Genomic DNA, 16,008 nt, shown 5'->3' with positions numbered 1-16,008 from the left:
CCCCGCGAAGGCCGGCCTGTCCGCCGCCAAGCGCGAACTCCTCAGACGCCGGCTGGCCGCCCGCCCCGCCACCCGCGCCGCCGCCGTCCCCCGGCGCGCCCCCGACGCCCCCGTGCCGCTGTCCTTCGCGCAGGAACGCCTCTGGTTCATGGAGCAGTTCGCGCCGGGCACCTCCGCGTACAACATCCCCGTGGTCCGCCGGCTGCGCGGCCCGCTGGACACCGAGGCGCTGCGGGCCGCGCTGGACGCGAGCGTGGCCCGGCACGAGACGCTGCGCTCCCGCTACCCGGCGACCGAGGACGGACGCCCGCTGCTGGTCGTCGACCCGCCGGGCCCGGCCGCGCTGACCGTCACCGAGGCCGCCGACGAAGCCGCCGCCGAACGGATCGTGGACGCCGCCTCCGCCGTGCCGTTCGACCTGGAGCACGGGCCGCTGCTGCGGGCCGAACTGATCCGGCTCGCCGCCGACGACCACGTGCTGCTGCTGGTGGTGCACCACAGCGTCAGCGACGGCTGGTCCAGCGAGGTGCTGCTCGGCGAGGTGCTGCGGGGCTACGCCGCCCGGGTCGCGGGCGAGCCCGACCCGCTGCCCGAACTGCCGGTCCAGTACGGCGACTTCGCGATCTGGCAGCGCGAGGTGCTGAGCGGCGAGCGGCTGGCCGCCGAGGTCGCGCACTGGCGCGCCGAACTCGCCGGGGTGGAGCCGCTCGAACTCGCCTTCTCTCGGCCGCGCCCGCCGCGCCAGACCTTCGACGGCGCCGGCCACGCCTTCGCGGTCGACCGGGACCTGCTCGACCGGCTCACCCGGCTGGGACGCCGCCACGACGCGACCGTGTACATGGTGCTGATGGCGGCCTTCCAGCTGCTGCTGGCGCGCTGCAGCGGCCGCACCGACTTCGCCGTGGGCTCGCCCGTCGCGGGCCGACCGGAGGCCGAACTGGAGCCGCTGGTCGGCATGTTCGTCAACGTCGTCGCGCTCCCCGCGCGGCTCCACGGCGACCCCAGCTTCGCCGACCTGGTCGCCCGCACCCGGGAGACCTGCCTGAGCGCCTACGGGCACCAGGACCTGCCGTTCGCCCAACTGGTGAGCGAGCTGAACTGGCCCCGCGACGTGTCCCGGCCGCCGGTCTTCCAGGCCGTCCTGGCGGTGCAGAACTACGCCACCCAGCGCGAAGCCGCAGGCGAACTCCCGCTCGCCGTCGAGCCGTTCGGCGTCCGGGCCTCCGGCACCCGGTTCGACCTGGAGCTGTTCCTGCAGGAGTGGCCCGAGGGGCTGTACGGGTCGTTCAACTACAACACCGACCTGTACGCCGAGGAGGACATCGCCCGGGTCGCCGACCAGCTGGGCCGGCTGCTGGCCGCCGTCGCGGACGCACCGGACACCCCGCTGTCCGCCCTCGACACCCTCACCGACGAAGAACTGGCCTTCGAGACCGCGCAGTTCAACGACACCGCGGTCGACCGCCCCGCCACCACGCTGTGCGCCCTGGTCGCCGAGCAGACCGCCCGCACCCCCGACGCGGTCGCCGTCGCCGTGGAAGGCCGACCCGCCCTGACGTACCGTCAACTCGACGAGCAGGCCGGGCGGATCGCCGCCCGGCTGGCCGCCGAGGGCGTCGGCCCCGGCAGTCTGGTCGCCGTCAGCGCGGAACGCTCGCCCGAACTCGTCGCCGGACTGCTCGGCGTGCTGCGCAGCGGAGCCGCCTACACCCCGCTGGAGCCCGACTACCCGGCCGAGCGCCTCGCCTTCCTGCTCGCGGACAGCGACGCCCCCGTGCTGCTGACCCAGCGCAGGCTGCCCGTGCCCGAAGGCTGCGCGGCCCGCGTCCTGCTGCTGGACGACCCCGCGGAGTGGCCCCGGGCCCGGACCCGCCCGGCCGGGCCGACCCCCGAGGACACCGCGTACGTCATCTACACCTCCGGCTCCACCGGTCGCCCCAAGGGCGTGCCGAACACCCACCGGGCGATCGCCAACCGCCTGCAGTGGATGCAGGACGCCTACCGGATCGGCCCCGAGGACGCCGTCCTGCAGAAGACGCCCACCGGCTTCGACGTGTCCGTGTGGGAGTTCTTCTGGCCGCTGACCACCGGAGCGCGCCTGGTGCTCGCCAAGCCCGGCGGGCAGAAGGACAGCGGCTACCTGCGCGACCTGATCGTCTCCGCCGGCGTGACCGTCGCCCACTTCGTGCCCGCCATGCTCAGGGTCTTCCTCACCGAGGACGGCGTGGAGCGCTGCACCACCCTGCGCCGGGTGATCTGCAGCGGCGAGGCGCTCCCCCCGGACGCCGCCCGCGAACTGACCACCCGACTGCCCGGGCTGCGCCTGGCCAACCTGTACGGGCCCACCGAGGCCGCCGTCGACGTGTCCTCCTGGGAGTGCACCGGGCCGCTGGACACCGTCCCGATCGGGCTCCCCATCGACAACACCCGGCTGTACGTGCTCGACGCCCGGCTGCGCCCGGTCGCCCCCGGCGCCCCCGGCGAACTGCACATCGGCGGCGCCGCGGTCGCCCTCGGCTACCACCGCCGCCCCGGACTCACCGCCGCCCGCTTCGTCCCCGACCCCTACGGCCCGCCCGGCTCCCGGCTGTACCGCACCGGCGACCTGGCCCGCCGCCGACCCGACGGCACCCTGGAACACCTCGGGCGGATCGACGGGCAGGTCAAACTGCGCGGCCTGCGGATCGAACCCGGCGAGACCGAGGCCGCGCTGCGCGCCCAGCCCGGGATCGCCGACGCCGCCGTCGTCCTGCGCGAGGACCGGCTGGTCGGCTACCTGGTCGTCGCCGCCGGCGCCGAGGAGCCCGACCCGGCGGCGCTGCGCGCCACCCTGCGGCGCAGCCTCCCCGACCACCAGGTGCCGGCCGCGTTCACCGTGCTGCCCGCGCTGCCGCTCAGCCCCAACGGCAAACTCGACCGGCGGGCGCTGCCCGCACCGCAGATCCACCGCCCCGACGGCGCGCGCAAGCCCGCCACCCCCGCCGAGACCGTGCTCGCCGAGATCTGGGCCGAGGTCCTGGACCTGCCCGGAGTCGGCACCGACGAGAACTTCTTCGACCTCGGCGGGCACTCGCTGCTCGCCACCCAGGTCGTCGCCAAGGCCCGCAACCGGCTCACCGCGATCGGCGCCCGCCCGGTCAGCGTGATGGACCTCTTCACCCACCGCACCGTCGGCGAACTCGCCGCCCTCGCCGCCCAGGACGACGAGCAGCGCGGCCCGCGCGCCCTGCTGCACCGCCTCACCCGCGCCGTCCCCGCCGCCCGCCGCAGCCTCACCCTGGTCTGCGTGCCCTACGGCGGCGGCAGCGCCGTCGTCTACCAGCCCGTCGCGGACGCCCTGCCGCCGGACGTCGAACTGTGGTCCGTCGCCGTCCCCGGCCACGACCTGGGCGTCACCGAACGGCGCCTCGAGTTCGACGAACTCGCCGAGGCCGTCGCCGCCGAGGTGCGCGAGAAGGTCGACGGCCCGCTCGTCGTCTACGGGCACTGCGCCGTCGGCACCGCCCTCGCCGTCGCGGTCTCCCGCCTGCTGGAAGCCTCCGGCCGCGAACTCGAAGCCGTGTACGCGGGCGCCCAGTTCCCGTTCGCCCGGCCCAGGAGCAAGCTGCTCACCGCGCTCGGGAAGGTCGCCGCCCTGGACGCGCTGGTCGGCGACCGCGCCTACGCCAACTGGCTGACCGGCATGGGCGTCGACACCTCCGAACTCGACGAGGAACAGGTCAGGTTCGTCATCGGCAACATGCGGCGCGACACCCGCGCCGCCGAGGAGTACTTCACCCGGGCGCTCGCCGAGACCGAGGCCGGCGCGCCCCGGCTGCGGGCCCCCGTCGTCTCGCTGGTCGGCGACAAGGACCCGGCTGCCGACTTCTTCCAGGAGCGCTACCGCGAGTGGCTGCTGCTGGCCGAACGCTCCGCGGTCGCCGTCCTGGACGAGGGCGGGCACTTCTTCATCGCGCACCGGGCCACCGAGACCGCGCAGGCCGTCACCACCGTGCACCGCGCCGTCCTCGACGGCGCCACCGACACCCTGCCCGCGCGGGACCCGGAGAACTCCTGGTGGTTCCACGGCGAGGCGTCCGCCACCGAGGCCGACCCGGACGGCGCCGCCCCCGCCGCCGACGGCCCGCAACCCGGCATGGGCCGCTTCCTCTGGGTCGTCGGCGGCCAACTGGCCTCCATCACCGGCTCCGCGCTCACCGAGTTCGCGCTGCCGATCTGGATCCTGCTGCACACCGGATCGATGGCCCGGTTCGCGCTGTACGCCGTCGTCGCGATGCTCCCCGGCATCCTGATCGGGCCGCTCGCCGGGGCCCTGGTCGACCGCTGCGATCGCCGCCGGGTGATGCTGCTCGGCGACCTCGCGGCCGGAGCCACCCAGGCCGGACTGCTGGCGCTGCTGCTCACCGGGCACCTGCAGTCCTGGGAGGTGTACGTGCTGCTCGGCGTGCTGTCCGTGGCGCTCACCTTCCAACGCCTGGCGTACGCCTCCGCCGTCCCGCAACTGGTGCCCAAGCGGCACCTCGGCCACGCCAACGGGATCGTCCAACTCGCCTTCGGCACCGCCCAGTTCGTCGTCCCGCTGGCCGCCGTCGCGCTGCTCGCGGCGATCGATCTGCAGGGCATCCTGATCATCGACGTGGCCTCCTACGCCGTCGCCGTCGCCGTCCTGCTGCTGGTGCGCTTCCCGAAGACCCTGCCCTGGACCCGGCGCGAGTCGCTGGTCGAGGAGATCAGGCACGGCCTCGCGCACTCCTGGCGCCACCGCGGCTTCCGGGCGATGCTGCTCTGGTTCGCCGGGCTGAACGTCTTCCTGTCGCCGCTGTTCCTGCTCACCACCCCCCTCGTGCTGTCCTTCGACGACCTCGGCGGCGCCGCCCGGGTCGCGGTCGCCGCCGGCGCGGGAGCCGTCCTCGGCGGCATCGCGATGGGCTTCTGGGGCGGCCCCCGCCGGCACCGGCTGCGCGGCATGCTGGCGCTGGCCGCCGTGCTCGCGCTGGCCGGCGCCGTCGAAGGGCTGCGGGCCAACCTGTGGGTGGTCGCCGCCGGGGCCTTCGGGATGTCCTTCGCCCTCGCCCTGGTCAACGGCATCTACTCGACCATCGTCCAGGTCAAGGTGGCGCAGCGCTTCCACGGCCGGGTGTTCGCCCTGAACACCCTGGTCGCCTGGTCCACCCTGCCGCTCGGCCACGGCGTCGTCGCCCCCGTCGGCTCCGCCGTGTTCGGCCCGCTGATGGAGCCCGGCGGCGCGCTCGCCCCCGTCTTCGGACCGCTGATCGGCACCGGGCCCGGGCGCGGCATCGCCCTGATGTACCTGCTGTTCGCCGCCGCCATGCTCGGCCTGGTCGCCCTCGGGCTGCGCCTGCCCGTCCTCGCCCGCTTCGACCGGGACGTGCCCGACGCCGAACCCGACGACCTGGTGGGCCTGCGCGAGCGGGCCCGGGCCGCCGCCGCCCGCCGGACCGGGACGGGCGCCGCATGAGCGCCCCCGCCACCCTGCCCGCCCTGCTCGCGCACCGCGCCGCCGCGCACGGCGACCGCACGGCGCTCGTCTGCGGCCCCGCCCGGCTCGACTTCGCCGCCTGGCAGGCCCGCTCCGGCGCGCTGGCCGCCGCGCTGCGCGCCGACGGCGTCCGGGACGGCGACCGGGTCGGCCTGTGCTTCGGCACCGACCGCTGGGCGGAGTACGCGGTGGCGTTCCTCGGCGTGCTGCGGGCCGGGGCGGTGGCCGTGCCGCTGTCCGACCGCAGCTCGCCCGCCGGCGTCGCGCACGCCCTCGCCGACTCCGGGGCGCGCCTGCTGCTGCACGGCGGCGCTGTGCCGGCGGGCGTCCCGGCGGACGTCCGGACGCTCACCGGGGCCGCCGCCGAGGGCCACCCCGCCGACCCCGGCCTCCCGGAGCCCGACCCGCAGGCCCCGGCGCAGATCCTCTACACCTCCGGGACGACCGGCGCCCCCAAGGGCGTCACCGCCCGGCACGCCAACCTGGTGCACGGCTGCACCCTCGACGAGCGGCGGCGACCGCTGCGGCACTCCCGGACCTTCCTGCACGCCTTCCCGGTCGGCACCAACGCCGGGCAGACCATGCTGGTCAACGCGCTGAACGCGCACGCCGCCTGCGTCACCGCCCCGCAGTTCACCCCCGCCCGGTTCGTCCGCCTGATCACCGAACACGCCGTCGGCAGCGTGTTCCTGGTGCCCGCGACCGCCATCGAACTGCTCGCCTCCCGGGCGCTCGCCGCCGCCGCCGACAGCGGCGGACCGGACTCCGTGCGACTGATCGGCTCGACCGCCGCCGCGCTGCCGCAACCGGTCGCGCTCGGCCTGTGCCGGGCCTTCCCCGCCGCACAGGTCGTCAACTACTACACCTCCACCGAGGCGGCGCCCGCACAGATCACCCTGCTGTTCGACCCGGCCCGCCCGGACTCCCCGGGCCGGCCCGCGTCCCTGGCCGACCTGCGCATCACCGACGCCGACGGGCGGCCGGTCGCACCGGGCGAGCCCGGTGAGCTGTGGCTGCGCTCGCCCGCCGCCCCGCGCGCCTACCTGGGGGAGCGCGACGGCGCGGTGTTCCAGGGCCGCTGGGTGCGGATGGGCGACCTGGGCCGGGTCGACGCCGACGGCTTCCTGCACCTGCTCGACCGGGAACGCGACGTGGTCAAGTCCGGGGCCCACAAGGTGTCCACCCTTCAGGTCGAGAACGCCCTGCACGCCCACCCGCAGGTGCTGGACGCCGCCGCGTTCGGCGTGCCGCACCCCGTGCTCGGCAGCGTCGTCACCGCCGTCGTCGTCCCCGACGGCGAGCTGACCGCGACCGACCTGCGGACCTTCCTGCTCGACCGGCTCGCCGTCCACGAGCTCCCCGCCACCGTGCACTTCCGCGACACCCTGCCGCGCAACGAGGGCGGCAAGGTCCTCAAACGCGAACTGCGCCGCGCCCTCACCCCAGACACCCCCGAGGCCACCCCATGACCACCCCGCTCACCCCCGCCCAGCACGGCATCTGGCTCACCGAGCGCACGCTCGACACCGGCGCCGCCTACCACCTCGCCGTCACCCTCGACCTCACCGGCCCGCTCGACGCCGCCGCCCTCGACCGGGCCTGCGCGGCCGTCGTCGCCCGGCACCCCGTGCTGGCCACCCAGACCGCCCCCGACGGCACCGCCGCGCCCACCGCGACCGTGGCCGCGCCGCGCCGGGTCGAGTGCGCCGCAGCCGACCTCGACCGGCTGCTCGCCGCCGACCGCGCCACCCCGTTCGACCCGGCCGGCCCGCTCTGCCGGTTCACCCTGTACCGCTGCGCCCCCGATCGACACCTGCTGCTGGTGACCGCCCACCACCTGGTCTTCGACGGCGAGTCCAAGGAACGCCTGGTCACCGACCTGGCCGCCGCCTACCGGGGCGAACCGCTCGCCCCCGCCGCACCGCTGACCACCCCTCGGGCGGACGTCGCGGCCGCCGCCGCGTACTGGGCCGACCGCTGGCAGGAACCCGGCCTGCCCGTGCTGCCCGGCCTCGCCCCGCTGCCCGACCACGGAACGGTCGCCGCCCCCGGCGCCGAACACGCCTTCCGGATCGACGGCCGCCGGTGCGCCGACACCGCCCGGACCCTCGGCGTCACCCGCTTCGAACTGCTCACCGCCGCCTGGCACACCCTGCTGGCCCGCTACGGCAACCCGGCCCCCACCACCGCCGTCGAACTCTCCCAGCGCCGCCCCGGCGAACCCGTCGCCATCGGCCCGGCCGTCAACGAACTGCCGCTGTCCGCCGGTACGCCCACCGGAACGTTCGCCGACCGGGCCCGCACCGTCCGCGCCGAACTCCGCGCCCTGTACGCCCACCGCTCCGTGCCGCTGGGCCGCGCCGTCCCCGGCCTGACGCCCCGCACGGCGCTCACCCCGCTGTCGATCAGCTACCGCCGCCGCCCGCAGGGCGCCGCACCCGACTTCGGGCCGGTCACGGCCGAGGTCGGCTGGATCGGCTTCGCCGGAACGGCCCGCAACCTGCTGCACCTCCAACTCGTCGACTGCGGCGATGAGGTCCTCGGCAGCCTGCAGTACCGCACGGACGCCCTCGCGGCGGAGGCCGCCGAACTGATCGCCCGTCACTACCTGACCCTGCTGGACTCCGCCCTCGCCGCCCCCGACACCCCGCTCGGCGAACTCGGCCTGCTGACACCCGACGAACACGACGCCCAACTCGCCGCACCCGAGCCGCGCCCCGCGCTGGCCGCGACGACCGTCCCCGCCCTGTTCGCCGCCCGCGCCGCCGAACGCCCCGAAGCGGTCGCCGCCGTCGCCGACGACACACCCCTCACCTACCGGGACCTGGCCCGCCTGGTCGCCCATGCTGCCGCGGCCCTCGCCGAGCGCGGCGCCGGCCCCGGCGAACTGGTCGGCGTCGAACTGTCCCGCGGACTCGACCAGCTCGTCGCCGTCCTCGCCACCATGGCCACCGGCGCCGCCTACCTCCCGCTCGACCCCGGCTACCCCGCCGAGCGCCTGGCCCACCTGCGCACGGACGCCGCCCTCACCCTGCGGATCACCCGCAGCCCCGAGCAGCCCGGCGACCTGACGCCCGCCGACCTGGCGCCCCGCAGCGCGGACACCCCGCCGCTGCCCCCGGCGCCGCACCCCGCGCTGCCCGCCTACGTGCTGTACACCTCCGGCTCCACCGGCCGCCCCAAGGGCGTCGAGATCCCGCACTCCGCGCTGGCCAACGTGCTCGGCAGCCTGCGTGACCGGCTCGGCGCCACCCCGGCCGACCGCTGGCTCGCCCTCACCTCGCTGTCCTTCGACATCTCCGCCGTCGAACTCCTGCTTCCGCTCGTCACGGGCGGCCGCGTCGTCCTCACCCCCGAGGACGCCCACCGCGACGGACCCGCCCTGCTGGAACTGATTCGCCGTCAGCAGGTCACCCACGTCCAGGCCACCCCCAGCGGCTGGCGGCTGCTGCTCGACGCCGGCCTCACCGGCACCCGCCTCACCGCCCTCACCGGCGGCGAAGCGCTCCCCGCCCCGCTCGCCGCCGCCCTGACGGCCGCCACCGCCCGCCTGGTCAACGTGTACGGGCCCACCGAGACCACCATCTGGTCCAGCTGCGCCGACCCCGCGCTCGGCCCGGACCGCGCCGTCACCCTCGGCCGGCCCCTGGACAACACCCGCCTCTACCTCCTCGACGAGCGGCTGCGGCCCGTCCCGTACGGCATCCCGGGCGAGCTCTACCTGGCCGGCGACGGCGTCGCCCACGGCTACCTCGGCCGCCCCGGCCTCACCGCGAGCCGCTTCCTGCCCGACCCCTACGGCCCCGCGGGATCCCGGATGTACCGCACCGGCGACCTGGCGCGGCGCTCGCCCGGCGGCGCGCTGGAGTACCTCGGGCGCTCCGACAGCCAGGTCAAGATCCGCGGCCACCGCATCGAACTCGGCGAGATCGAGGCCCGCCTCGCCACCCACCCGGCCGTCGCCCAGGCCGCCGCCGCCCTGCACGGGACGGACCAGCTGGTCGCCTACCTCGTTCCGACCGGAGCCGCGCCCACCGCCGCCGACCTGCGCGCCCACCTCGCCGAAACCCTCCCCGCCGCCGTGCTGCCCACCGCCTACCTGGCGCTGGACGCGTTCCCGCTCACCCCCAACGGCAAGCTCGACCGGGCCGCGCTGCCCCAACCCGCCCCCGCCCGCGCCGAACCCGCGCCCGCCGCCGCCGACCTCGCCGACCGGTCGGAGGACGCGACGCTCGCCGCGGTGCTCGCCATCTGGTCCGAAGTCCTCGAACTGGACGACCTCGGCCCCGACGAGGACCTGTTCGACCTCGGCGGCCACTCGCTGACCATCACCGCGATGGCCGCCCGCATCTCCCGCACCCTCAGCGTCGACGTCCCGCTGGACGTCTTCTTCGACGAACCCACGGCCCGCGGCGTCGCAGCCGCCGTCCGCGCCCTGCAAGGAGCAGCCCGATGAGCACCGAGATCCGCTACCTGGTCGCCGTCAACGACGAGGAACAGCACGCCCTGTGGCCCGAAGGCGCCCCGCTGCCCGCCGGCTGGCGCGCCGAGGGCTTCGCCGGCACCGAGGCCGAATGCTCGGCGCACGTCGACCGGGTCTGGCCCGACATCCGCCCGCTCGGCCTGCGCCGCAGCCTCGCCGCCCGCGCGGACGCCCGATGAGCGACCTGCGGCGCAGCGTCGCCGAACTCGTCTCCCGCGCCACCGACGGCACGGTGGGCGTCCCGGAGCTGCTCGACTCCACCGCGCCGCTCACCGCCCTCGGCGTCAGCTCGCTGTCCCTGCTGCGGCTCGCCGACAGCCTGGAGGAGGAGTTCGGCGTCTTCGTCGACCTCGCCGACCGCACCCTGTACACCGCCGGACTCGACGGGCTCACCGCGCACGTGCGGGAGCTCGGCGGTACCCGATGACCGCGCTGCGGGTCCCCTTCGCCGGGGCCCGCTCCGGGGACGCCCCGCTCACCTGGGGGCAGCGGGCGATCTGGCACGCCATCCGGCGGACCGCGCCCAACGACCACTACTTCAACCTCGGCCGCGTGCTGCCGCTCGCCGACCGCGGCGCGCCCGTGGACCTCCCCCGGCTCGGCACGGCGCTCGGCGCGCTGATGGAGCGTCACGAAGCGCTCCGCACCCGCGTGGTGGACGGCCCCCGCCAGCAGCTGCACGCCGAAGGCGCCGTCGAGGTCGAACTCCGCGAGGCCCCCGACGCCGCCACCGCCGCCCGCGCCGCCGCGGACCTGCACGACGAACTCACCGCGCGCCGCTTCGACTACGCCGGCGAGTGGCCGGTGCGGTTCGGCGCCGTGCACAGCGGCGGTCGGGTCACCCACGTGGTCCTCGCCCTCTGCCACCTGGCCTCCGACGGGCACGGCGCCGAGGTCCTGGTCCGCGACCTGCGGCTGCTGGCCCGGCGCGGCACCGCCGGGCCGCCCTGCACCGAGACGCCCCACGACCTGGCGCACCGTCAGCACTCCCCGGAGGGCCGGCGGGCCGGCGAGGCCGCCATCGCCCACTGGGCGGACGGGCTGGCCGCGGTGGCGCCCACCATGTTCGCGACGCCCGTCGCCGTCCCCGAGCAGCCGCGCTGGTGGACCGGGCGGCTGGTGTCCGCCGCCCTGCCCCGCGCGGTCGACGCGCTCGCCGTCGCGCACGGCGTGAGCGGCTCCACCGTGCTGCTGACCGCCGCCGCCGCGCTGGTCGCCGCGAGCCAGGGCCACCCGGCGGCGGCCGTCATGCCGATCGCCGGGAACCGGGCCGCCGCGGCCCGCCGCAGCCTGGTCAGCACCCTCTCGCAGGACGCCCTGTTCGTGCTCCGCCTCCCCGACGCCCCGGACGCCCGGTTCACCGACCTGCTGGCCGACGCCTGGCCCGCCGCGCTGGCCGGCTACCGGGCCGCCTCCTACGACCCGGTGGCCTGGGACGCGCTCCTCGAACGCGCCGCCCGGGAACGCGGCACCGAGGTCCACCCGTACTGCTGCTTCAACGACATGCGCCTGGTCGACCGGCCCCCCACCACCGGACCCGCGGACGCCGACACCCTGGCCCGGCTCGCCCGCCGCACCGTGCTGGACTTCCCGGCGACCCAGGAACGGGTGGCCTGCCGCTACTGCCTGCACCTCACCGGCGACGACAGCACCCTCACCGTCACCCTCACCGCGGACACCGCCTACCTGCCCAAGGACGCCGTCCACGCCCACCTGCGCGCCCTGGAGCGGGTGATCCTCGCCTCGGCCGCGGGAGACCCGCCCCGGGTCGCGGAGCTGCCCGGAGCCCTCCGATGAGCGCGCCCCGTCCCGTCGCCCGTCCGCTCGCCAGGGCGGACACCACCTCGTGCGCGCAGGGCGGCCGGATCCGCTTCGAGGTCGCCGCCGGCGACGGCGGGCCGCTCACCGGACGGGTCGTCGTCACCGACGCCGTGTCCGGCGAGGACCGCGCCGCCGCCGAGCTGCACGGCACCCGGTGGGAGCTCGACGTGCCCGCCCACTGGCCGAGTTCGCTGTACCGGGCGAGCTTCCACGACCACCGCCCCGAGCAGCCCGCACCCGAACGCGACGCCGAGCACGAGGTGTGGTTCGCCGTCCGCGCCGCCCGCCCCGCCGCGCCGATCCTGGTCACCGTCCCGTTCGCCACCTGGCGGGCCTACCACCGGGCCGGGCAGCCCGGCCGCAGCATCTACTTCGCCGAACAGCCCCACCGCGCCGCCCGGGTCCGCCTGGACGCACCCGGCGGCGGCCCGCCGCCGGAGCGCTGGGAGGAGCCGCTGCTGCACTGGCTGCACCGCACCGGGCGGCCCGTCGAGTTCTGCTCCGGCTTCGACCTGCACGACGGCGACGCCCTGCTCGCCCCCTACCGCCTGCTGGTGGTCAACGGCCACGACGAGTACTGGACCGCCGGCATGCGCGACAGCGTCGAGGGCTTCGTCCGCCGCGGCGGCAACCTCGCCGTGTTCGCCGGCAACACCGCCTGGTGGCAGATCCGGCTGGAGGACGGCGGACGCACCATGGTCTGCCACCGCGACGCCGCCGCCGACCCGGTCACCGCCGTCGACCCCCGCCTGGCCACCGTCGAATGGTCCTCCTCCCCGGTCGACCGGCCCGAGAACACCATGACGGGCGTCAGCTTCCGCAACGGCGCGGGCGCCTGGGGCACGGGCATGGAGGTCATCGGCCGGGAGGCGTACACCGTCCGGTTCGCCGACCACTGGGTGTTCGAGGGCACCGGCCTCGCCGACGGCGACACCTTCGCCCGCGGCGCCCTCGGCTACGAGACCGACGCCGCCGAACTCGACTGGTCGCTCGGCGTCCCCCGCCCCACCGGACGCGACGGCACCCCGCGCTCCTTCGCCGCCCTCGCCACCGCCGACCTGCGCCACTGGCGGAGCTACGGCCAGGGCGGCTGGGCCACCCTCGGCACCCACCGACTCGGCGCCGGCACCGTCTTCAACGCCGCCACCATCAACTGGGGCCGGGCCCTGGACGATCCGGCCGTCGACCGGGTCACCCGCAACGTCCTCGACCGCCTGTCCGGCGCCACCCCCGCCCCCCGCTGGCACACCGTCGGCCCGGCGCCGCAGCTACGGGCGCTCGCCGCCTGCGAGGGAACCCTGTTCGCCCTCGCCGCCGACGGCCGCACCCTGCTGCACCGCGAACCCTCCGAGCAGAACCTGCCCTGGCGCCCCTGCGACACCCCCGCCGCCACCGAACTGCGCTGCCTCACCGCCCCCCGCGAGGCCGCCCACCCGACGCCGCTGGCCCTGCTCGCCGTCACCGCCGACGACCGCCTGGTGCACCGGGACCCCGTCGTCGGCCCGGCCCCCTGGGTCGACGCCGGACCGGTTCCGCCCGGCACGGCGGCGCTCGCGCTGTGCGACAACACCCTGTTCGCCGTCACCCCCGAGAACGACACCCTGCACCACCGGCCCGCCCACCTCCCCGACGCGCCCTGGACGGCCCTCGGCGGCGCCGGGAAGGTCCACTCCCTGACCGTCCTCAACGCCCGCCTCTACGCGCTCGGCCCCGACGGCCTGCTCAGCCGGCCCCCCACCCTCACCGACGACCCCTTCCGCCCCGCCGCCCCGTTCCCCCCGGCCACCGCGCTCGCCTCGCACGCCGGCCGCCTGCTCGCCGTCACCCCGGACGACCGCCTGATCAGCCACCCCCCGGCCTGAACCGGCTCACCGGTACAGCGCCTCGCCGCGCGCCGTCCGGGCGTACAGCACGGTGCGGCCGGTCCGGTGCGGCGCGACCAGCCCCGCCCGGGCCAGCCGGTGCAGATGCGCGGACACCCCGCCCGGCGCCAGACCCGCCCGGTGCGCGAGCTCCACCGTGCCCGCCGGAGTCTCCAACAGGTCCAGCAGTCGGGCCCGGGACGCGCCCAGCACCGCCGCCAGATCGTCCGCGGCCGCCGCGGCCTCCCACAAGGCGCCCACCCCGCGCGCCGGATAGCGGATCACCGGCGTCCACGGGAGGGACGTCTTCACGTACACGTCCGGCCAGGCGAACGCCGACGGCACCAGCACCAGCCCCCGCCCGGCCAACCGCTCGGCGCCCACCGCCGGGACGGACCACCGCAGCGCCACCCGGAGCGTCCCCGCCGCCGGGTCGTACGTCAGCCCCTGGTGGACCTCGCCCAGCATCGCCGCCGGCCCGCGCTCCGTCAGCACCCGCGCCCGATGGTGGATGTCCGACTCCAGCAGCGCGCGGAGCCGGGGCCAGGACGGAGCCAGCGCCCGCTCCCAGAAGCCCGCCAACTCCTCGGCCAGCGCCCCGAGTCCACGCTCCGGCGCCTCCCGCAGCGGCACCAGGGCGGCGGGCAGGCGGTCGCCGTACACCGCGGCCAGATCGCGCCTGACCTGCTCCGCCGGCGTCGCCCGGAGCCGCGCCAACTCCTCCGCGGGCCCCGTCAAGGGCGAGTCCGGCGTCGGCGCCAGGAACCCGGGCAGCCGGCCCGCCGCCCCGGCCGCCAACTCCCGCGCCACCGACGGCCCCGACACCACCTGGTCCGCCCGGTGCGCGGACAGCCACGGCAGGTGCACCGCACTCGCCGCCGGCCGCAGCAGCGCCCGGACCGAAGCCAGCAACTCCCACACCGGGACACCGCCCAGCGCAGCCGACCCAGGTCGGCGGTCTCCAAGGACAAGGTCAACGTCGGCACGAGGATTCACCCTACGACGAATCCATTGAGCCGCCCGGACCGGATCCCCGACGCTCTCCGCCATGACCCCACGCACCGCCACCCGGCCCCCGGCGCCCACCCCGCCGGGCCGAACTCCTCGTGCCGCCGCCGGCGAAGCCGTCCTCCGGCGGGACCGCTCGCGCTACCTCACCGCCTCCGGGGTCGCCGTCTGGGGAGCCCAACTCGGCCAGGTCGCCGTTCCGTTGACGGCGGTCGGGGCCCTGCACGCCGGGCCCGGCGGCCTCGGCCTGCTGAAAGCGGCGCTCGCCCTGCCGTTCGTCCTGCTCGGCCTGCCCGTGGGCGCCTGGCTGGACCGGGTCCGCCGGCGCCCCGTGATGATCACCGCGGACCTGGTGCGGGCCGCCGCCCTGGTCACCGTTCCGGTCGCCGCCCGCCTCCACCACCTGACGATGGCCCAACTGCTGGCCGTCGTCCTGGTGCAGGGCATCGCCACCGTCTTCTTCGACCTCGCCACCCAGAGCACCGTCAAGGACCTCGCCCCCGGCGCGCTGCTCGCCCCCACCAACGCCCGCCTCGCCACCGTCACCCAGACCGCCCTGATCGCCGGACCACCGCTGGCCGGCTGGGCCGCCGGACTGATCGGCCCGCCCGCCGTGCTGCTCGCCATGGCCGCCGGCTACCTCTGGTCCGCCGGCTGGCTCGCCGCCCTCGCCACCCGCGAACACCTCGCGCCGGCCGGCCCCGGCCGGCGGCCGCCGCTCCTGCGGGACATCGCCGACGGCGTCGCCTTCGTCGCCCGCCGGCCCGCGCTGCGCGCCGTCCTGCTCTCCGGCTCCCTGGTCAACATCGGCACCGCCGGCGCGACCACCCTGCTGCCTGTCCTCTGCCTCACCGAACTGCAGTGGAAGCAGAGCGAGTTGGGTCTGTTCCTGGGGGCCGGCGGCCTCGGCGGACTGACCGGCGCCCTCACCGCCGTCCGGCTCGCCCGCCGCCTCGGCGCCGGCCGCGCCGCCCTGCTGGTCGGCCTCGCCGTCGCACCGCTGTCCCTCACCCTCCCGCTGCTCGGCCGCCCCGTCCCCGCGCCGGCCGCCGCCCTGGCCTGGGCGCTGGTGATGCTGAAGGTCGGCTTCGACTCCGTCCTGATGACCACCTTCCGCCAGCAGCTCACCCCCGCCCACCTGCTGGCCCGCGTCAACGGCACCATGCGGGTCCTGTTCACCGCCGCCGTCGCGCTCGGCGCCGCCACCGCCGGCACCCTCGCCACCGCCCTCGGCGCCCGCGGCGCACTGGCCGTCTCCGCCGTCGCCCTGGCCGGCGCATGGATCCCCACCGCGCTCTCCCCGCTGCGCCGCCTGACCACCCTGGACGGCTAGG

9 protein-coding genes are annotated in these 16,008 nt (G+C 76.6%); 8 read left to right on the top strand and 1 reads right to left on the bottom strand.

Annotated elements, in window-relative coordinates:
- Positions 1 to 112 precede the first annotated feature (112 nt).
- From BX266_RS01205 to BX266_RS01175, 7 genes are read left to right on the top strand one after another with little or no spacing between them, the layout of a single operon-like run.
- On the top strand, positions 113 to 5,479 hold the full coding sequence (locus tag BX266_RS01205) for a non-ribosomal peptide synthetase/MFS transporter (protein WP_399168796.1): 5,367 nt from the start codon (positions 113 to 115) through the stop codon (positions 5,477 to 5,479).
- Entirely contained in the window at positions 5,476 to 6,969 is a 1,494-nt protein-coding gene (locus BX266_RS01200; RefSeq protein ID WP_099897070.1) for a class I adenylate-forming enzyme family protein, read from the top strand. Before BX266_RS01205 ends, BX266_RS01200 begins: the two co-directional genes overlap by 4 nt.
- Positions 6,966 to 9,956: a non-ribosomal peptide synthetase gene (locus tag BX266_RS01195; protein ID WP_099897069.1), complete on the top strand. Its 2,991-nt coding sequence runs from the start codon at positions 6,966 to 6,968 to the stop codon at positions 9,954 to 9,956. Before BX266_RS01200 ends, BX266_RS01195 begins: the two co-directional genes overlap by 4 nt.
- A complete protein-coding gene (locus BX266_RS01190) occupies positions 9,953 to 10,162 on the top strand; it encodes an MbtH family protein (RefSeq protein ID WP_099897068.1) in 210 nt (69 codons plus the stop codon). Before BX266_RS01195 ends, BX266_RS01190 begins: the two co-directional genes overlap by 4 nt.
- A complete protein-coding gene (locus BX266_RS01185; protein WP_099897067.1) occupies positions 10,159 to 10,410 on the top strand; it encodes an acyl carrier protein in 252 nt (83 codons plus the stop codon). Before BX266_RS01190 ends, BX266_RS01185 begins: the two co-directional genes overlap by 4 nt.
- A complete protein-coding gene (locus tag BX266_RS01180; RefSeq protein ID WP_099897066.1) occupies positions 10,407 to 11,780 on the top strand; it encodes a condensation domain-containing protein in 1,374 nt (457 codons plus the stop codon). The genes BX266_RS01185 and BX266_RS01180 overlap by 4 nt, the downstream gene beginning before the upstream one ends.
- Positions 11,777 to 13,666, top strand: coding sequence for a N,N-dimethylformamidase beta subunit family domain-containing protein (locus BX266_RS01175; protein ID WP_259464475.1), 1,890 nt, complete (start codon positions 11,777 to 11,779; stop codon positions 13,664 to 13,666). The genes BX266_RS01180 and BX266_RS01175 overlap by 4 nt, the downstream gene beginning before the upstream one ends.
- 6 nt (positions 13,667 to 13,672) lie before the next feature.
- Here BX266_RS01175 and BX266_RS01170 read toward each other — a convergent pair whose 3' ends face one another.
- Positions 13,673 to 14,587: a DUF5937 family protein gene (locus BX266_RS01170; protein WP_099897065.1), complete on the bottom strand. Its 915-nt coding sequence runs from the start codon at positions 14,585 to 14,587 to the stop codon at positions 13,673 to 13,675.
- A 127-nt stretch (positions 14,588 to 14,714) separates the two neighbouring features.
- Here BX266_RS01170 and BX266_RS01165 point away from each other — a divergent pair, with 127 nt between their 5' ends.
- Positions 14,715 to 16,007, top strand: a complete 1,293-nt coding sequence (locus BX266_RS01165; protein ID WP_099897064.1) for an MFS transporter — start codon at positions 14,715 to 14,717, stop codon at positions 16,005 to 16,007.
- Position 16,008 lies beyond the last annotated feature (1 nt).

Origin of the sequence: Streptomyces sp. TLI_171, assembly GCF_003610255.1 — a bacterium.
Taxonomy (GTDB): Bacteria; Actinomycetota; Actinomycetes; order Streptomycetales; family Streptomycetaceae; genus Kitasatospora.
This window is presented reverse-complemented; position numbering and strand designations above follow the sequence as displayed.